Here is a 19231-nt window from a genome sequence, read left to right as displayed (position 1 = left end):
TAGCCGGACCCGCAAGCCGGCTATATGACGGCTTCATGGGTCGTTCCGCCGTCACGCTCAGGCTTGTCCTCCTCGCCTTGCTGGCTCTCGGCTGGCCCGCCAGCGGCATGGCCGAGGGTCGACGCGTCCAGATCATCACATCCTTCCCGCCATCCTTCTTCGAGCCCTTCCGCAATGCCTTCCGCAAGAAGCATCCCGACATCGCAGTCGAGGTGGTGCAGCGGAAGACGACGGCCGCCGTCATCGACATCCGCGCTCAGAAGCGGCCGGAAGCCGACCTGTTCTGGGCCTCGGCGCCTGACGCCTTCGAATTGCTGAAGCGAGCGAACCTGCTGGCGCCGGTACAGCCGCGCAAGACCGGCGCGCCCGAGACCATCGCCGGCTACCCGGTGAACGATCCCGACGGCCGCTATCTCGGCTTCGCGGTCTCAGGCTACGGGCTGGTCTACAACCCGGCTTATCTGACGGCACGCGGATTGCCGGTGCCGCGCAACTGGGCCGATCTCGCGGCGCCGGTCTATGCCGGGCATATCGGCCTGACCTCACCCGCTCGCTCCGGCACCACGCATCTGATGGTCGAGGCTCTCCTGCAATCGCTGGGCTGGGAACGCGGCTGGGCGCTCTGGTCGGCGATCGGCGGCAACCTCGCGACGATCACGGCGCGCAGCTTCGGCGTGAATGCCGGCGTCGCCCGCGGCCGCTTCGGCATCGGCATCTCCATCGATTTCCTGACGGAGGCCAATACGGCCGAGGGCGAGGGCAATCGCTTCGTGCTGCCGGGCGAGACGCTGTTCGCACCCGCCAGCATCGCGAGGCTCGCGACCTCCCCCAATCCGAAGGAGGCCGAGATCTTCATCGATTTCGTGCTCTCGCCGGAAGGCCAGGCGATGCTGCGCGAGCCGCGGATCGGGCGCCTCGCCGTCTCGCCTTCGGCCTATGGGGCGGACGAGGCGCCGCCCCATCTCTCGGCGACGGAAGGCATCTTCAACCGGACGGCTTTCGATGCCGGGCTCTCGGCCGGGCGCTACGAGCTGGTCAACCTGATCTTCGACGAATGGATCACCTTCCGCCGCACCGAGCATGCCAGGCTCTGGCGCAGCTTGCAGGCGATGGAGGCGGCGCTGCTCACCCGCCCCGACGAGCAGACAGCCAAGCTGCTGACACAGGCACGCGCCACGCTGACACAACCGCCTGTCTCGGCTGCGGAGCTGGAGAAGACGGAGCGCTTCCGGAATATCGTCCGGGTGCCGCGCGGCCTTCCCGTCCCTGACGAACAGGCGCGGATCGAGGCCGATATCCGCAATGCGATCGTGGCTCGTGCGTCGGAAGCCGGCGACAGCCTGCAGCAAGCGGCCGAGCGGCTGGCGGCTTTGGGCTGGCGCGAAGATAATCTGACCGGGGCGCGGCCATGACGCCTGCCCTGCCCAAAAGACGATTCGGCATCGGCGGGCGTCTCATTGCGGCCTTCCTCGGCGTCGGCCTCTTCGCGGTCGGCGCCGGCATCGTCGGCGTCATCTCCTATGAGAGGCTCAGCAAGGAACTGGCGGCGATTGCCCGTGAGCATCTGCCCGGCCTTGCCTCCGCCGCGCGGCTTGCCGAGGCCAGTGCTCGCGTCATCGCCGGCATGCCGGAACTCGCCAACGCAGAGCGGCGTGACGGCTATGATCGCGGCAGGCGCGTGGTGGGAGAGCGCTTGAGCGAGCTGGACAAGGTTCTGTCCGAGCGGACCGGAAGCGGCTTCGACGCGCCGCAGCTGACAGCCGTGGCGGCCGAAATCCGCCGCAACCTCAACGCCATCGACGACGTATCGGGACGCCGCTTCACGCTGGCCGAGCGCATCCGCGGCGTCAGCGAGGAACTGCGCTGGCTCCAGGCCGATCTGATCGACGAGATCGAGCCGCTGACCGACGATGCCCGTTTCAACATCGACACGGCGCTCGGCCAGATCGGCAGCGAAGCGTCATCGAGCAAGCCGAACACAATCCGCGAGGAAACCCGCAAGAGCGAAGCGCTGATGACGCTCAACGCCCAGGCCAACCTGATCGTCGGCCTGTTCGGGCGGCTCGGCACGGTGCAGACCCGCGAAGACATGGAGCAGACCGGCCATGTCATCGGCGAGGCCGTCGACCAGCTCGAGATCGAAGCCAAGGCGCTGGCCGGCTGGGCCGACACGATCACGGTCCGGCAGATCACGCAGCGCCTGATCGGGCTCGCCGATACCACGACCGGCCTGCCCGGTCTCAAGCGCACGGAACTCGCGGCGCTGGCCGACGCGCAGCGGCTGATCTCGGAAAGCCGCCGCCTCGTCACCGAACTCGGCACGCTGGTCTCGCAGGAGGTGCAGCGCACGGAAACCGTGGCGAAGGAGGCCGCCGACCGCTCGGCCGAGGCGATCCGACTCGGCCGCAACCTGCTGCTCGCCATCGCGGCGGCCTCGCTCATCGGCGCGCTCTTGATCGGCTGGTTCTATGTCCGGCGCCATCTCGTCGCGCGCCTGCGCGTCCTGACCGAGGCGGCAACCAGCATCGCCAGCGGCCAGTCCTCGGCGCTGCTGCCGAAGGCGGGCAATGACGAACTCGGCGACCTCGCCCGTGCTCTCGTCGTCTTCCGACAGACGCGCGACGACCTGATCCAGGCGGCCAAGCTCGCCGCACTCGGGCAGATGGCGGCGGGCCTCAGCCACGAGCTCAACCAGCCGCTCGCCGCGATCCGCTCCCACGCCCATAACGGCGCTCTGCTGCTGGACCGCGGGCGACCGGAGGAAGCGCGGAAGGCCATCGGCCGCATCCAGGCGCTGACGACGCGCGCGGCCGACCTGATCGCGCATCTCAGGCGCTTCGCCCGCAAGCCCGGCGTGGTGCTCAGCCCCGTCTCTGTCGGCGACACCATCGAAACCGCGCTGTCGCTGTTCGAGCCGCGTTTCGAAGCCGAGCGCGTGACGCTCACGCGGGAGCTGCCGGCCGGGCGCCTCCATGTCCATGCCGAGGAGATCCGGCTGGAGCAGGTGCTGGTCAATCTCATCGCCAACGCGCTCGACGCCGTCGCGGGCATGGAGGATGCGACGATCGCAATCGGCGCACGCCGTACCGGGCACAAGGTCGAGATCTGGGTCGCCGATAGCGGCCCCGGCATCGACCGGGCGCATCTGGAGCGCATCTTCGACCCGTTCTTCACGACCAAGCCGGTGGGCTCGGGGCTCGGCCTCGGCCTCTCGCTGTCCTACAACATCATCAAGGATCTCGGCGGCACGCTCGCGGTGGCCGAGACCGGCCCCGCCGGCACCCGCTTCCTGATCACCCTCGAAGGGACGACAGCCCACGTCATGGCCCCGCTGGAAATCGACGCATGAGCGCTCCCAAGGTCGTCCTCGTCGATGACGATGCCGAGGTGCTGGAAGCCTGGCGGCTGACGCTGGAGCTGGAAGGGTTTGCGGTTATCGCCAAGCGCTCGGGCGATGCGGCGCTGGCCGAGCTCGGCCGCGAGGCTTGCGTCGTCCTGGTCAGCGATGTCCGCATGCCCGGCCGCGACGGTTTCGGGCTGCTCGCGGCCGTGACGGCGATCGATGCGGAGATCCCCGTCGTGCTGATCACCGGCCATGCCGATGTTCCCATGGCGGTGAAGGCGATCCGCGAAGGGGCCTGGGATTTCGTCGAAAAGCCGGCCGACCCCGTCCGCCTGATCGAGACGATCCGGCGCGCCAGCGAATACCGCCGGCTGATCATCGAGAACCGCTCGCTCAAGGCCGGTTCCCATCCCGAAGACCCGTGGGCGGCGCGCGTCGTCGGCCATTCGCCGGCCGTCGCGCGCCTGCGCAGCCGGCTCGCCCTGCTGGCCGATGCCGATACCGACGTGCTGCTCTTCGGCGAGACGGGGACGGGCAAGGAGGTCGCGGCACGCGCGCTGCACGATCTCGGCAATCGCCGCGGCGGGCGCTTCGTCGCGGTGAATTGCGGCGCGATCCCTGAGACGATGATCGAGAGCGAATTGTTCGGCCACGAGGCCGGCGCCTTCACCGGGGCGCGGGAGCGGCGGATCGGCAAGATCGAGCATGCCAGCGGCGGCACGCTCTTCCTCGACGAGATCGAGTCGATGCCGATGGCGGCGCAGGTGCGCTTGCTACGCGCCTTGCAGGAGCGGCGGATCGAGCGCCTCGGTTCCAACAAGGAGATCGCGGTCGATATCCGCATCGTCGCTGCGACCAAGACCGACCTCGCCGCGCTGGCCAAGGCCGGCGGCTTCCGCGAGGACCTCGTCTACCGGCTCAATGTCGTGACGCTGCGCCTGCCGCCTTTGCGCGACCGGCGCGAGGATATCCCATTGCTGTTCCAGCACTTCCTCGCGCTCGCCGCCGCGCGCGTCGGCCGCTCCACGCCGCTGCTCGGGCGCGACCTGCTGCAACGGCTCGCGCGGCAGGACTGGCCGGGTAATGTCCGCGAATTGCGCAATGCCGCCGAGCGCAGCCTGCTCGGCATGGACGAGGATTTCGAGGATGCGGATGCCGGCGCCGGCACATCCGATGGCGCGGAGCGCACGCTGGAGGAGCTGGTCGCCATCGCCGAGGCGGAGGGGATCGGCGCCGCGTTGAAGCGCCATAACGGGCGCATCGGCGTCACGGCCGCGGCGCTCGGCATCACCCGCAAGACGCTCTACCTCAAGATGCGCCGCTACGGTTTGAGCGGGACGGCTGCGCTCGCGGACTGAGCCGGATGTTACCGCAATGACCCATCCGGGGTCTCGGCAGGTTACCGCAACGCCCCCGAAATGGGGTAACTGAAGACCCCTCCTCCCGAATTCCGCAACGAAATCAATGCCGCCGGCATTTGGCATCGCGGTTGCTGAGACAATGGCATCGACCTCGACGTCGACCACAAAAATTCGCTTCGGGAGGAAGCCATGCTGAATCGTAGAACCGCGCTCGCGGCCACCCTCGGCTTGTCGCTGAGCGCCTCGTTCATGACCATCGCGCTGGCGCAGGCGCCGGCCGGCAAGGTCACGGTGGTCACCTCCTTCTCCAAGGACGTCACCGATCCCATCAAGAAGGCCTTCGAGAAGGCGGTTCCGGGCGTCACGCTCGAAGTGCAGAACCGCAACACCAATGCCGGCGTGAAATATGTCGAGGAGACCAAGGCGAACAACCAGGTCGACCTGTTCTGGGCCTCGGCGCCCGATGCCTTCGAGGTGCTGAAGGGCAAGAAGCTGCTCACCGCCTACAAGCCCAAGGCGACCGGCATCCCCGAGAAGATCGGCTCCTATCCGATCAACGATCCGCAGGGCTTCTATTTCGGCTTCGCCGCCTCCGGCTACGGCATCATGTGGAACGACCGCTATGCCAAGGCCAACAAGCTGCCCGAGCCGAAGGAATGGCAGGACCTCGCCAAGCCGGTCTTCTACGACCATGTCGCGATCGCGGCCCCGTCCCGCTCGGGCACGACGCATCTGACGATCGAGACGATCCTGCAGGGCGAGGGCTGGGACAAGGGCTGGCGCACCATCAAGGAGATGGCCGGCAATTTCCGCTCGATCAACGAGCGCTCCTTCGGCGTGCCGGAGCAGGTCAATTCCGGTCAGGTCGGCGTCGGCGTCGTCATCGACTTCTTCGCCTTCTCGGCCCAGGCCTCGGGCTTCCCGGTCAAATTCGTCTATCCGAGCGTGACGACCGTGGTCCCGGCCAATGTCGGCATCATCGCCAACCCACCGAACAAGGCCGCGGCCGAGGCCTTCGTCGAGTTCCTGCTCTCGCCCGCCGGCCAGGAAGTGCTGCTCGAGCCCGGCATCCGCCGCCTGCCGGTCAACCCGGCGGTCTATGCCAAGGCCGGCGCCGACTATCCGAACCCCTTCACCGATCCGCGCTTCCAGAAGATGATCGGCTTCGACGTCGACAAGTCGGAAGGCCGCACCGCGGTCGTCGACACGCTGTTCGACCAGATCATCTCCTTCCAACTCGACGCGCTGAAGGGCGTCAACAAGGTGCTGCACGAGGTCGATGCGGCGCTCGCCAAGAAGCCGAACGACAAGGCCAAGGCGCTGGCCGAGGAAGCCCGCGTGCTGCTCGCCGCCATGCCGGTCAGCGAGGCGCAGGCCGCGAGCGCGGAGCTGCGCGGCGCCTTCACCGGCGGCAAGGAGAAGGGTGCCCGCCAAGCCGAGGTCGAGGCGCAATGGGCGAGCTTCGCCCGCGACAACTACGCCAAGGCCAAGGCGAAGGCGGAAGAAGCGCTCAAGGCGGCGAAGTAGGCTCGCTCGCGCGTGTCTTCGTAGTTTCGCGTGTCTTCCCGTGCGCGCTGCAGCGTGAAAAGCTGCGGCGCGGACACGGGACCGCGTGACCAATAGGCGCCTTTTCCTGAAAACGGTCCCGTGTCTGCGCAGCGGCATTTGCATGCCGCAGCGCGCACGGGATGACAGCCCGGCCGCATCTCATGACAGCCATTCCGACTTCGGCACCCCGCCCCCGTCGCATCGCCGGCACGCCCGGCCAGATCGCGCTGGCGCTGGCGATCGCCGCCTTCCTGCTGATGTTCCTGGTGCTGCCGGTGGCGACGGTGATCTATGTCGCCTTCACCGAGAAGGGCACATCGACCTTCACGCTGGTCAACTTCTACGATTTCGTCCGCACCGAGCTGTTCATGCGCTCGTTGTGGAACTCGTTCTATGTCTCTGCGATGTCGGTGGTCTGGGCCTCGGTCTTCGCCCTGCCGCTGGCCTATCTCACGACGCGCTTCGTCTTCCGCGGCGCCGCCATCGTCCAGACACTGGGCTTCCTGCCGCTGATCATGCCGCCCTTCGTCGGCGCGGTGGCGATGCAGCTCTTCTTCGGCCGCAACGGCTCGATCAACCTGCTGCTCGACGACTGGTTCGGCTTCAAGATCGACTTCATGGAAGGGCTGAACGGCGTCATCTTCGTCCAGTCCGTCCACTATTTCCCGTTCATCCTGATCAACCTCTCGGCGGCGCTCCGCAATGTCGACCGCGCCATGGAAGAGGCCGCGCAGAACCTCGGCTCGTCGGGCTTCCGGCTGTTCCGGCGCATCGTCTTCCCGCTGGCGATGCCGGGCTATCTCGCCGGCGCTTCGCTCGTCTTCGTCAAGGTCTTCGACGATCTCGCGACCCCGCTCCTGCTCAACGTCAAGGACATGCTGGCGCCGCAGGCCTATCTGCGGGTGACCTCGATCGGCATCGCCGACCCGATGGGCTATGTCATCTCGGTCGTGCTGATCATCGCCTCCGTGCTGGCGATGTGGCTCTCGGCGCGGGCGCTGAAGGGGCGCGACTACGCCACGACGCAGCGTGGCGGCGGCGGCCTCGCCAAGCGCGTGATGACGCCGATGGAGGCCGTGTTCGGCTACGGCATCGTCATCCTGATCCTGGCGCTGGTGCTGGCGCCGCATCTGGGCCTGCTGCTGCTCTCCTTCGCGACGATCTGGTCGTATTCGCCGCTGCCCGACGCCTTCACCACGGCGCATTACGCCCGCGTGTTCGGCGAGAGCTCGGTCTACATCAAGAACACGCTGATCTACGCGACGATCGCGGGCGGCATCGACGTCGTGCTCGGCGTCGCCATCGCCTATCTCGTGCTGCGGACCAAGCTCGTTGGCCGTGAATGGCTCGACTGGATGGCGACCGCCGCGCTCGCCATCCCCGGCGTGGTGCTCGGCATCGGCTATCTCAGGACCTTCTACGGCATCACCCTGCCGGACGGGACGCCGCTCGCGACGCTCTGGATCACCATCGTGATGGCGCTGGCGATCAGGCGCCTGCCCTATGCGTTGCGCGCCTGCTATGCGGCGCTCCAGCAGATTTCGGTTTCGCTCGAGGAAGCGGCCGAGAACCTGGGAGCCACCAAGGCGCGCACGGTCAGGCGCATCGTCGTGCCCCTGATGGCGGGCGGCATCCTTGCCGGCTTCGTCACATCGTTCTCGACGGCCGCTGTCGAGCTCTCGGCGACATTGATGCTGGTGCAGTCCAACTCGGACGCGCCACTGGCCTACGGCCTCTATGTCTTCATGCAGTCGGCGGCGGGGCGCGGCCCCGGTGCCGCGCTCGGCGTCGTCGCGGTGATCCTCGTCGCGGCCTGCACCTTCCTCTCCCACCTCATCATCGAACGCAGCCAGAAGGCCAAGGGAATGGGCCACTGATCATGAACGCGACCGTCTCCCTGACCACGCCCGCCGTCGCCGTCGATATCGAAGGCGTCAACCTGTCCTACGGCACCAACCATGTGCTCAAGGACGTCAATCTGGCGATCAAGCCCGGCGAGTTCTTCGCCTTCCTCGGCCCCTCCGGCTGCGGCAAGACCACGCTGCTGCGCCTGATCGCCGGCTTCAACCATGCGGATACCGGCGAGGTCCGGATCGGCGGCAAGCCGATCACCGACCTGCCGCCGTGGAAGCGCGATGTCGGCATGGTCTTCCAGTCCTATGCGCTTTGGCCGCATATGACGGTACGCCGCAACGTCGCCTTCGGACTGGAGGAACGCGGCGTCAAGCGCGCCGAGGTCGAGCGGCGCGTCGAGGCGGCTTTGGGCCTCGTCGGCCTCGGCCATCTCGCCGAGCGGCGGCCCTCGCAGCTCTCGGGCGGCCAGCAGCAGCGCGTCGCGGTGGCCCGCACCGTCGCGGTCGAGCCCAAGGTGCTGCTGCTCGACGAGCCGCTCTCCAATCTCGACGCCAAGATGCGCGTGCAGGTGCGCCGCGAGTTGCGCGACCTGCAGCAGCGGCTCGGGCTGACTACGATCTTCGTCACCCATGACCAGGAGGAGGCGAACACGATCTGCGACCGGATCGCCGTGATGAATGACGGCATCGTCCAGCAGGTCGGCACGCCGATGGAGCTCTACGAGCGGCCGGCGAACCTCTTCGTCGCCGGCTTCCTCGGTACCGCCAATATCCTTGGGGGCAAGCTCACCGGCAGCGGCGGGACCCGAGTCTTCGAGATCGAGGGCGGGACGCGCGTGCCGGTCCCGGCCGAGGCGCAGGTGCCGGAGGGCGCCAAGCTCGTCTTCAGACCGCAGCATGCCAGTCTCGGTGATGCGGGCCCGGCCGGCGATGGGATGCTCGCGCTACCCTGCACCGTCGCCAATCGCGAGTTCCTCGGCGCCAGCGTCCGATACGGCGTCCGCATCGGCACGACGGAAGTGGCGGTGGATGTGCCGTTCCAGTCCGGCAGCGGCTTGTTCGAGGTCGGCAGCAAGGCAACGCTCAGGCTGTCGCCACACGCGCTGCTGTGGTTGGCGGCTTAAGGGACCCCCCCTTGTCATTCCGGGGCGCGCCGCAGGCGCGAACCCGGAACCCACGACTGGGTGGGACATTTGATGCGCGGTTGTCGGCGGCTCGCCCAGTCGTGGGTTCCGGGTTCTTCGCTGCGCGAAGCCCCGGAATGACAAGCGTCTGCGCCTAGCCGAGCAACATCGCTAGCTCACCCCCGCTGCTCGGCCTTGTCTCGCGCCCGCGCCTCGGCGCTGCGCTCCGTGGCCGGGCCGTAGCCGCCGGCTCCGGGCGTGATGATCTCGACGATCTGGCCCTTTTCGAGCGCGCCGTCGCCCTTGAAGAAGGGCACAACGCCCTCGCTGAAGGCGAAGGAGCCGCCCTGCCCCTCGCCGCCCCCGGCGAGACCCCAGGGCCGTGAGGTCAGGCGCGAATTATCGACGTTGAGCCGGCACGGTGCCTCGGCCCGGTAGACGCGGCGCAGGCCCATGCCGCCGCGCTGGCGCCCGTCCCCGCCCGAACCGTCGACCAGCTCGTAGCGCAGCAGGGTCAATGGGTATTCGAGCTCCAGCGCCTCGACCGGCAGGTTGGACGTGTTGGTCATGTGGACATGGACGCCGTGGAGCCCGTCCTTGTTCGTGCGGGCGCCGGAACCGCCGCCGATCGTCTCCAGATAGACCCAGAGCTCGCCACTGCCGGGCTGCTCGCCGGCAAAGGTCGCCGAGGCGACCGCGCCCGAACAGGCGGCGATGACGCGGTCCGGCACGGCCTGCGCGAGCGCTCCATGGATCAGGTCGACCACGCGCTGGCAGGCGGCGATGCGCCCGTTGACGGCGGCCGGGTGCACGCAGTTCAGCACCGTGCCTTCGGTCGCCGTGACGGTGAGCGGCCGCGCCAGCCCCGCATTGGGCGGGATGGTCGGGTCGGCCACGGTCTTGACCGCGTAATACACGGTCGAGAGCAGCGCGGTGTAGACCATGTTGAAGCCAGCGCGCATCTGCGGCGGCGAGTCGAAGGCGAGCGTCATCTCCTCGCCCGCGACGGTGATCGCGACCGAGAAGGTCAGGGCCTCGTCGATCTCGGGATTGTCGAAGGAATCGGAGAAGCGGTAGGTCCCGTCGGGGATCGAGGCGATGCCGGCGCGCATCTTGCGCTCCGCATAGTTCTGCAGCGCCTTGCCGGCGGCGAGCACGGTATCGCGGCCGTATTTGTCGCAGAGCGCGCGCAGGCGCTCGACCCCAAGGCGGTTCGCCGCCATCTGGGCGCGCAGGTCGGAGAGGCGCTCGCGCGGGACCTGGCAGTTGAGCAGGATCAGCTCCTGCACATCCTTCATCAGCACGCCGCCGTCATAGAGGCGGATCGGCGGGATGCGCAGGCCCTCCTGGTAGATATGGGCGTGGCCGCGATCGGCGAAATCCGAGTGATGCGCGGTATTCACCGCCCAGGCGATCATCACGCCCTCATGAAACACCGGTTCGGCCAGGACGATATCGGGCAGATGGGTACCGCCGCCCTCATAGGCGTCGTTGCCGATGAAGACATCGCCCGGCTTCATATCCGCAACCGAATGACGCTTCAGGATATGCGGGATGATGCCGATGAAGGAGCCGAGATGCATCGGGATATGCTCGGCCTGACAGAGCGTCTGCCCCTCGACGTCGAAGAGCGCGGTCGAGCAGTCGCGGCGCTCCTTGATATTGGTCGAGTAGCTCGCCTTGACCAGGGCCTCTCCCATCTCCTCGGCGATGGAGGCGAAGGAGGAGCCGATGACCTCGACGGTGATCGGGTCGACGCTGACGGATGCGGTCGCGGTCATCACGGCATCTCCAGGATTAGGTTGAGATAGGGCTCGACCGTCGCGGTCATGCCCGGCAACAGCACGGTGGTCGAATCCATCTGCTCGACGATGGCCGGCCCGGTGAAGCGATTGCCGGATTTGAGCTTGTCGCGATCGTAGATCGGGCAGGCGACGAAGCCGCCGGCCTCGGGGAACCAGACCTCGCGGCTGCCGACGACGGCATGGGAGGCGTCCGGCCCGGCATCGGGCTCCGGCCGGAAGGCCGCCTTGGGCACGAGGCCGACCGCCTCGACACGGTAGGTCACGAGCTGGACCGCCTCGCCCTCCGCGACGAAGCCGTAGAGCCGCTTGTGGGCGGCGGCGAAGCCCTCGGCCAGCGCCATGATGGTCGCGGGCGTGATCGGCCCGTCCGGAACGTCGATGGCGAGCTCGTAGTTCTGGCCGTGATAGCGCAGGTCGGCGGTGCGCTTGAGCCGGCGATCGGCCGAGGCGACGCCCTCCTCGGCGAACCAGTGATCCGCCTGCTCCTGCAAGGCGACGAAGATCTCCGCCATATCCGGGACGAGCGCCTCGGACAGCGTGGCCAATCGCGTCGTGGCGAAATTGGCGCGCAGGTCGGTGAGCAAGAGACCCAGCGCGCAGCCGATGCCGGGATTGCGGGGCACGACGATGCGCTTCATGTCGAGCTCGCGGGCGAGCCGCGCGGCATGCAATGGCCCGGCCCCGCCGAAGGCGACCAGCGCGTAATCGCGCGGATCATGGCCGCGCTGGACGCTGATGACGCGGATCGCCTTGGCCATATTGGCGGTGACGACCGAGATGATGCCCTGCGCCGTCGCCATCAGGTCGAGGCCGAGCTCCTCCGCCAATCGACCGATCGCCTGTTTCGACAGGCTCTGGTCGATCGGCATGCGGCCGCCGAGCAGGTGCGTCGGGTTCAGGGTCTGGAGCACGACATTGGCATCGGTGACGGCGGGCTCGGTCGCGCCGCGTCCATAGCAGACCGGGCCTGGATCGGCGCCGGCCGAGCGGGGCCCGACCTTGAGAAGGCCGCCGGAATCGATCGCAGCGAGCGAGCCGCCGCCAGCGCCGACCGTGTGGATGTCGAGCATCGGCGCCTTGATCGGATAGCCATGGACATTGGCTTCGGAAGCCAGCTTCGCCTCGCCGTTGCTGAGCAGGGCGACGTCCGAGGAGGTGCCGCCCATGTCGAAGGTGATGAGGCTGGGGATGCCGATCATCGCGCCGATCGCCTGCGCCGCGACGACGCCGGTCGAGGGGCCGGACAACACCGTGCGCACCGGCAGGCGTGCCGCCATGTCGAAGCCGATGACGCCGCCATTGGACTGCGTCAGATGCGGCGTCGCCTTGAGGCCGAGTTCCTTCAGCCGGTCGGCGAGGCGGCGGATGTAGCCCTGCATCACCGGCCCGAGATAGGCGTTGACCACGGCGGTCGAGATGCGCTCGTACTCCCGGAACTCAGGCGCGACCTCATGCGAGGCGCAGATGAAAGCCTCAGGGAATTCCTCGGTGACGATGCGCTTGGCGGCCTCCTCGTGCTCGGGCCGGACGAAGCCGTAGAGGAAGCCGATCGCGACCGCCTTCACGCCCTCCGCCTTCAGTGCCCGCGCCGCCTTTCGGACAGCCTCCTCGTCGAGCGGCGTCTCGACCGACCCGTCATGGCGGACGCGCTCGGCGACGCCGAAGCGCAGGTCGCGGGTGACCAGCGGCGGCGCCTTGTCGGCCTGGAGATCGTAGAGATCCGGCCGCTTCTGCCGGCCGATCTCGATCAGGTCGCGAAAGCCTTCGGTGGTGATCAGCCCCGTCTTGACGCCGCGATGCTGGATCAGGGCGTTGGTGCCGACCGTGGTGCCATGGCCGAAATAGGCGATCTCGGCGGGGCTGGCGCCGACCCGCTCGACGCCTTCCTGCGTGCCGCGCGCGATGGCGCGGGAGGGATCGTCAGGCGTCGAGGGCACCTTCCAGACCGCGACCATGCCGGTCGCGTCCTCAAACAGGCAGACATCGGTGAATGTGCCACCGGAATCGATTCCGATCCGCCACGCCATCTTTGTCTTCCTCCCTTACGGTACGGCGACCTCGGTCGATGCCCACGCCACGCCATGGCCGAAGCCGCCCTGATAGCCGCAGACCTGCGCCGCCTGTTTCGCTCCCGCCGCCAGCGCAGCTGGAATGCCGGCTCCATCCAATATGGCCAGCAGGCAAGCGGCGATGAAACCGTCACCGGCGCCGAGCGTATCCACCACCGATGCAGGGCTGGCCGACTGTTCGTGGAAGTGGCCCGCGGCCAGCGCCATCGCGCCCCTCGCGCCGCGCGTCGCCACGACCACGCCTGCGCCCCGGCCGATGCAGCGCTCGAGCAGGGCGCGGCAGTCTTCGTCCGAGGCGGAAGGATGCGACAGGAAAGCGATATCGACCGCCGGCAGCGTTGCCGCGAGGTTCTCGTCGGTCCAGCGTTCTGAGAAATCGTAGGAGAAGCGCCGGGCCGCACCGCGGACCAACGGCAATGCGTCGCCGAGTTCGCTGTAGATGCTGGAATGAACGAGGTCGTAGCCCGCGATATAGGCGCGATCGGCAGCGTCAAAGGCGCCCCATTCGCCCCGCACCCCGCGCTCGGAGCGCAGGAAGCGCCGATCCTGCCCGTCATGCCCAATAAAGGCGCGGGCGTTCGGGCCGGGCCTGATGCGGCAGCGCGTGGTAGCGACACCTTCCTGTGCCAGGGCAACGCTCAGGAGCCTGCCGGCCTCATCCGAGCCGAGGCAACCGAGATAGCCTGTTTCCGCCCCCAGCCGCCTTGCCTGCACCGCGACATTGACCGCGTTGCCGCCGGGAAACTGGAGGCGACGGTCGACATAGGTGTCGACCGTGTTGTCCCCCAACCCCAGCAGCCTTTGCGCCATCACGGCAACACCTCGGATCAGTAGGCCACTTTCCACATGTAGCGGCGGGTCGTCAGCGGCTGGTTGCGCAGCACCGAGAGATGCGCGGAGAAGCGCTTGAGCGCCGCCTGCAGGACATAAGGCGCGACGACCGGGCGGATCTCCGGGTCGATGCCCTTCATCGCGAAGGCGCGGGAATCGTAGTTCATCACCCGCCCGGCATAGGTGTCGCAGAACTTGACGACACGCTCCATCAGGGGCCGGCTCGGGTCTTCGCCGGTGATCAGGATCATCGGCGTTTGCTTGTCGACGATCTCGAACGGGCCGTGGAAGAACTCGGCCGCCTCGATCGGATAGCTGTGCAGCCAGAGCATCTCCATGAGGATGCAGACGCCGAAGACATAGGCCGTGGTGAAGCCCGGCCCAGAGGCGACGTGGTAGATGCGATCGTCATCCGCATAAGCCTCGGCATCGGCGGCGGCGCGTGTTTCGTTTTGCTCAGCCGCATCGCACATCGCCACTGGCAGTGCGTCGAGCGAAGCCAGGAGCTTCTCGCCGAGCAGCCAGCCTTCCTTGGCCGACATCAGGCCGCCGATCAGCGCCTGCATCAGCATGAACATGGCAGCGAAGGATTCGCTGGTGTCGCCGACGAGGAAATGCCGCGGCACCGCCTGCGCCAGCGGCTTCTCGCCATACTGGCTGAAGGCGACGACCTGGCAGGGCCTATCCTTGAGGAAATGCGCGGCGGCGACCGTCTCCGGCGTCGTGCCGGATTTCGAGGCCAGCAGGACCAGCGTCCGCTCGTTCAAGCGCGGCGGGTCGATCGCCATGAACTCGGCCGGGAAATAGCGCCTGACCTCGATGCCGGGAGAATAGCGCTCCAGCCAGTACTGGATGCCGAGCATCGCGCGGTTCGCCGAGCCGCAAGCGACGAGATAGATGCGGTCGATCCCGGGAGCCATTTCCTGCCCCAGCGTATAGGCTTTCGGCAGCGCGGCGCGCGTCGGCTCCAGGCCGGACAGGACGGCGTCACGGTCGAAAGCGATGGACATGATGGGCTCCCGGACGGGCTTTCAAAGAGGCAGCAGAATTGGTATACACCAATTCCATATACCAACCCCTGTCAAGCCTGTTCCATGAGCTCCAAACGCCCCTCCCGACCAGTAGCGCTCCGCGACCGTTTCGCCTTAAAGACGAAGAAGGCGCCGCGCCTCGGATTCCGACAGCTGCGCACGTCGAAAGGCATGGGGACCGAGACGCAAGGCATGTCGAACCCGCTGAAGGGCGTCAAACCGATCTATGTCGAGGTGCAGGACTATCTCCTCGACCTCATCGGCGGGCCGGATTACGGCCCCGGCGACCGGATTCCGTCCGAGCGGACGCTGGCCGATGCGCTCGGCATCAACCGCATGACCGTGCGCAAGGCGATCGACCGGCTGGTCGAGCGCAATGTGCTGGAGCGCAATGGCACCAGCGGCACGCGCGTTCCGCTAGTCCAGGTCTCGCGGCCGATCGATGCGTCGGCTTCGCTCGGCATCGCCCGCATCATCCGCAATGCCGGCGGCGAGCCCGGCAGCAAGCTGCTGCATTTCGGCGAGGAAGCGGCGAGCGAGAGCATCGCGCAGCGCCTCGAACTGGCACCGGGCAGCACGCTGATCATGGCGCGGCGCCTGCGCAGCGTGAACGACGAGGCCTTCTGCATCGAGACGAGCTATCTGCCGGCCGGCAGCGTGCCCGGCCTGTCGGCCGAGGACCTGCTCTCCGGCCAATCGCTCTATGAGCTGCTGCGGCAGCGCTACGGCATCGAGATCAGCATCCGTGACCGCGAGATCAGCGTCGGCACGGCGACAGAGCGGGAGGCGCAACTGCTCGCATTGGCGCCGGGATCGCCGACATTGGTGCTGCGGATCGTGGCGCGGGACGGCGAGGGCCGGCCGGTGGAGTACATGCGCTCGGTCAACCACCCCCATCACGTCGTCTTCCGCAGTTCGACGCCCCCTGCCCGCGGCTGAGCGGCGTAAGCGACCTTCCTCTTCCTCTCCTTCCGCCGCCGGAGCCTCCCTGATGGGCATCACCATCGAAACCATCGAGCCGGACGCATCCCTGCCCGCTTCCAGCGATGTCGTCGTCATCGGCGGCGGCATCATCGGCATCACGACCGCGCTCTTCCTGGCGCGCGAGGGCATCTCGGTCACCGTCTGCGAGAAGGGTGAGGTCGGCCACGAGCAGTCCGGGCGCAACTGGGGCTGGGTCCGCGTCATGGGGCGCGATCCCGGGGAGATCCCGCTCGGGCTCGAAAGCATGCGGCTCTGGGAGGACATGGACCGGCTCGTCGGCGGCGATACCGGCTTCACCCGCTCCGGCATCATCTATGTCGCCGATACCCCGGCCAAGCTCGCCGAGCACGAAGCCTGGCTCGAACACGCCAGGACCTACCAGCTCGACTCCCGCCTGCTGAGCACGCGCGAGATCGACGCCGTCATCCCCGGCGGCAAACGTGCCTTCGCCGGAGCGATGTTCACGCCGAGCGATGCCCGCGCCGAGCCGCAAAAGGCCGTCCCGGCGATGGCACGGGCGCTGCGCCGCCATGGCGGCACCGTGCTGACGCGCTGCGCGGTGCGCGGCATCGAGACGACCGGGGGACGCGTCAGCGCCGTCGTCACCGAGCGCGGCCGCATCGCCTGCCAGCGTGTCGTGCTGGCGGGCGGCGCCTGGTCGCGACTGTTCCTCGGCAATCTCGGCATCGACCTGCCGGCGCTCAAGGTGCTGGGCTCGGTGTTCCGGACCGAGCCGCTCGACGGGCCGCCGACCCATGCCGTCGGCGCCTCCGACTTCGCCTTCCGCAAGCGACAGGATGGCGGCTACACCATCGCCCATCGCGGGGCGAGCGTGGCCGAGATCGTGCCGGACAGTTTCCGATTGCTGTTCGATTTCCTGCCGTCCTTCGGCCGGCAGCGCCATGAATTACGGCTCAGGATCGGTGAGCGCTTCATCGAGGAGGCGCGCCGGAGGACCCGTTGGTCGCTCGACGACGAGACGCCGTTCGAGCAGACGCGCATCCTCGATCCGAAGCCGTCCGCGGCCATCCTGGAAGAGGCCAAGCGCAACCTGATCGCGGCCTTCCCCGCCTTCGCCAATCTCAGGATCAAGGAAAGCTGGGGCGGGCTGATCGATGCCACGCCCGATGCCGTGCCGATCATCGGCGAGGTGCCGCGCCTACCCGGCTTCTTCCTTGCCACCGGCTTCTCCGGCCATGGCTTCGGTATCGGCCCCGGCGCCGGACGCCTGATCGCCGATCTCGTCAGCGGCCGCACGCCGATGATCGATCCCAAACCCTTCCGGCTGGAGCGTTTCTCGCGACTGGAGCGGACGACGCGGGCGGGATGAGTTTCGGTTGAGCTGCGACGCCGCCGTCATGCTCGGGCTTGCCCCGAGCATCTCATGACATGGAGGCTCTCGCGCCTCCTCCTGCAAGAGATTCTCGGGTCTCCCTTCGGTCGCCCGAGAAGGACGGAAGTATCGAGGCCGCTCAGGCGAGCGCCGCCTCGTCGAGCGAGTAGGCGGAGAAGAAGTTCGTTCCGCCCGGATAGCACTTGAAGTCGCTGAGGCCTTTGACCATCGCATAGCCCTGCGAGCGCCAGGCGAGACCGACGAGCGGCGCCTGTTCCAAAGCGGATTTCTCCAGCTCGGCATAGATCGCCTTGCGCTTGGCCGGATCGAACTCGGCGCGGCCCTTGGCGAAGAGCGCATGGATCTCGGGCGTCGGGATCTGCCAGCTGCGGGCCATGTTGGCGGGCAGATCGCCATCGAGCAGCGGGGCGAGGCCGTCGGGATCGTTATTGTCCGCCGTCGTGCCCTGTATCATGAAATCGTAGCGGCCCTTGCCGGCGAGATCGACGCGGGCGGCCCAGTCCGGCAGGTTCAACGTTGCCTGGACGCCGATCTCGGCGAGGTTGGCCTGCACGACTTCGGCGGTGGACTTGTGCATGCCGTATTGCGCGGTCGACAGCAGCGTGCAGGTGAAGCCGTTCGGCACGCCGGCCTCGGCCATCAGCTTCTTCGCCTTGGCCGGATCGTAGTTCCAGAAACCGGAGCGCCCCTTGTCGAAATAGGGGCTGCTCGACGGGATCGGGATGCCCTCGAGCTTGCTCCCTCGGCCGAAAAAGGCGGCCTGCACGATATCCTCGCGGCGGATGGCATGAGCCACCGCCTGGCGCAGACGAACGTCCTTGAACGGCCCGGCGCCGCCATTGAAGTTCAGGCCCATGAAGGGGCCATCGACCGCGACAAGCCGCAGGCGGGAATCCTTCTCGATCGTGCCCATCGACTGCCAAGGCACGTATTCGATCAGGTCGATATCGCCGGCCTGGAGCGCGGCGACGCGCAGGTTCTCGTCGGCATAGGCAACGAGCTTGATGCCGTCGAGCTTCGGCAGGCCGGGCTTGTAGTACTTGTCGAACTTGGCGACCTCGATCGAGGCGCCGCGCTCCTGCCCTTTCAGCACGAAGGGGCCGGCGCCGACGCCGAGCCCTGCCCGCCCTTCGATCGAGTCCTTGGCGATGATCGGCATATGCGGGCTTGCGAGCCAGATCGGCAGCGTCACGGTCGGCTGCTTCATGACGATGCGGACGGTACGGGCATCGGGCGTCTCGATGCGCTCGACGCCGCCGAATTCGGCCTTCATGAAAGCCGTCGAATTGGGCGCGGCGACCTGCTCAAGCGTCCATTTCACGTCTTCGGACGTGACCGGCTTGCCGTTCTGGAACGTCGCCTGGCGGAGCTTGAAGACCCAGGCGGTTTCGCCCTCGCGCTCCCAAGATTCGGCGAGCTCCGGCCTGACCTCGCCCTTCTCGTCGAAGCCGGTCAGGCCGCGGAAGATCAGGAGCTTCACTGTCAGGGCAGCCGTCCCGGTATGGAGCCAGGGTTGGAGGCTGGGCGGGAAACTCGACAGGCCGAAGCGGAGGATTTTACCCCCGGCTTGAGCATGAGCCCGCAGGCCCAGGAGAGGCAGGGCTGCACCGGCGGCGAGCACAGTACGGCGAGAGATCGGCTGCATCGAATACCCCTCTCTATTTTATGTCGGCCTCGACGGCCGAGAGGCAGAATGATTTGGTGTATACCAGATTGTCAATGCATCCCCGGATCACAATGCCGGCGTTCTGACCAAAGGGCAGCTTCCGCCACCACGCATGGGAGGATCACACGCGTCAGGTGCGCACCTGCTGATACCGCAACGCAAAAAGAGCTGCTTGCGCCCTCCTCCTCCGCTCGCCTCACGCATGGCATTGCCCCCGGAATCGGCGCTCGGCCAGCATCTTGACGGCGGGACCGCACCTTCA

Annotated in this window: 13 protein-coding genes; 8 read left to right on the top strand and 5 right to left on the bottom strand. The window is 67.5% G+C overall.

Features of this window, described 5'->3' with window-relative positions; translation table 11 throughout:
* Positions 1-35 precede the first annotated feature (35 nt).
* From AC07NY_RS18630 to AC07NY_RS18605, 6 genes are all read left to right on the top strand, one after another.
* Positions 36-1412 (top strand): ABC transporter substrate-binding protein, encoded by a 1377-nt coding sequence (locus AC07NY_RS18630; protein ID WP_494585068.1) that lies wholly within the window; start codon positions 36-38, stop codon positions 1410-1412.
* Positions 1409-3349, top strand: a complete 1941-nt coding sequence (locus AC07NY_RS18625) for an ATP-binding protein (RefSeq protein ID WP_494585067.1) — start codon at positions 1409-1411, stop codon at positions 3347-3349. Before AC07NY_RS18630 ends, AC07NY_RS18625 begins: the two co-directional genes overlap by 4 nt.
* Entirely contained in the window at positions 3346-4701 is a 1356-nt protein-coding gene (locus AC07NY_RS18620) for a sigma-54-dependent transcriptional regulator (protein ID WP_494585066.1), read from the top strand. Before AC07NY_RS18625 ends, AC07NY_RS18620 begins: the two co-directional genes overlap by 4 nt.
* A 195-nt stretch (positions 4702-4896) precedes the next feature.
* On the top strand, positions 4897-6231 hold the full coding sequence (locus tag AC07NY_RS18615) for an ABC transporter substrate-binding protein (RefSeq protein ID WP_494585144.1): 1335 nt from the start codon (positions 4897-4899) through the stop codon (positions 6229-6231).
* Between the two features lie 182 nt (positions 6232-6413).
* A complete protein-coding gene (locus AC07NY_RS18610; protein ID WP_492283483.1) occupies positions 6414-8129 on the top strand; it encodes an ABC transporter permease in 1716 nt (571 codons plus the stop codon).
* Between the two features lie 2 nt (positions 8130-8131).
* Entirely contained in the window at positions 8132-9229 is a 1098-nt protein-coding gene (locus tag AC07NY_RS18605; protein ID WP_494585065.1) for an ABC transporter ATP-binding protein, read from the top strand.
* A gap of 176 nt (positions 9230-9405) precedes the next feature.
* Here the strand turns inward: AC07NY_RS18605 and AC07NY_RS18600 are convergent, their stop codons facing one another.
* Genes AC07NY_RS18600 through AC07NY_RS18585 form a run of 4 tightly spaced genes read right to left on the bottom strand, consistent with a single transcriptional unit; the run spans position 9406 to position 14944 of the window.
* Positions 9406-11010 (bottom strand): hydantoinase B/oxoprolinase family protein, encoded by a 1605-nt coding sequence (locus AC07NY_RS18600; RefSeq protein WP_494585064.1) that lies wholly within the window; start codon positions 11008-11010, stop codon positions 9406-9408.
* Positions 11010-13061 (bottom strand): hydantoinase/oxoprolinase family protein, encoded by a 2052-nt coding sequence (locus AC07NY_RS18595; protein ID WP_494585063.1) that lies wholly within the window; start codon positions 13059-13061, stop codon positions 11010-11012. The genes AC07NY_RS18600 and AC07NY_RS18595 overlap by 1 nt, the downstream gene beginning before the upstream one ends.
* 15 nt (positions 13062-13076) lie before the next feature.
* Positions 13077-13913 carry a PfkB family carbohydrate kinase gene (locus AC07NY_RS18590; RefSeq protein ID WP_494585062.1) on the bottom strand — a complete coding sequence of 279 codons (837 nt, stop codon included), beginning with the start codon at positions 13911-13913 and terminating at the stop codon, positions 13077-13079.
* A 17-nt stretch (positions 13914-13930) separates the two neighbouring features.
* Positions 13931-14944 carry an SIS domain-containing protein gene (locus AC07NY_RS18585; RefSeq protein WP_494585061.1) on the bottom strand — a complete coding sequence of 338 codons (1014 nt, stop codon included), beginning with the start codon at positions 14942-14944 and terminating at the stop codon, positions 13931-13933.
* A gap of 213 nt (positions 14945-15157) precedes the next feature.
* Here AC07NY_RS18585 and AC07NY_RS18580 point away from each other — a divergent pair, with 213 nt between their 5' ends.
* Together AC07NY_RS18580 and AC07NY_RS18575 are read left to right on the top strand one after the other, a co-directional pair.
* Positions 15158-15904, top strand: a complete 747-nt coding sequence (locus AC07NY_RS18580) for a GntR family transcriptional regulator (protein ID WP_492283489.1) — start codon at positions 15158-15160, stop codon at positions 15902-15904.
* A gap of 49 nt (positions 15905-15953) precedes the next feature.
* Positions 15954-17279 (top strand): NAD(P)/FAD-dependent oxidoreductase, encoded by a 1326-nt coding sequence (locus AC07NY_RS18575; RefSeq protein WP_494585143.1) that lies wholly within the window; start codon positions 15954-15956, stop codon positions 17277-17279.
* Between the two features lie 142 nt (positions 17280-17421).
* Here AC07NY_RS18575 and AC07NY_RS18570 read toward each other — a convergent pair whose 3' ends face one another.
* Positions 17422-18948, bottom strand: coding sequence for an ABC transporter substrate-binding protein (locus tag AC07NY_RS18570; RefSeq protein ID WP_494585060.1), 1527 nt, complete (start codon positions 18946-18948; stop codon positions 17422-17424).
* Positions 18949-19231: the final 283 nt, after the last annotated feature.

Source organism: Allobosea sp. GW821-FHT09G06 (genome assembly GCF_059416005.1).
Note: the sequence above shows the minus strand (reverse complement) of the source record. Positions and strands in the feature narration are given on the sequence as shown.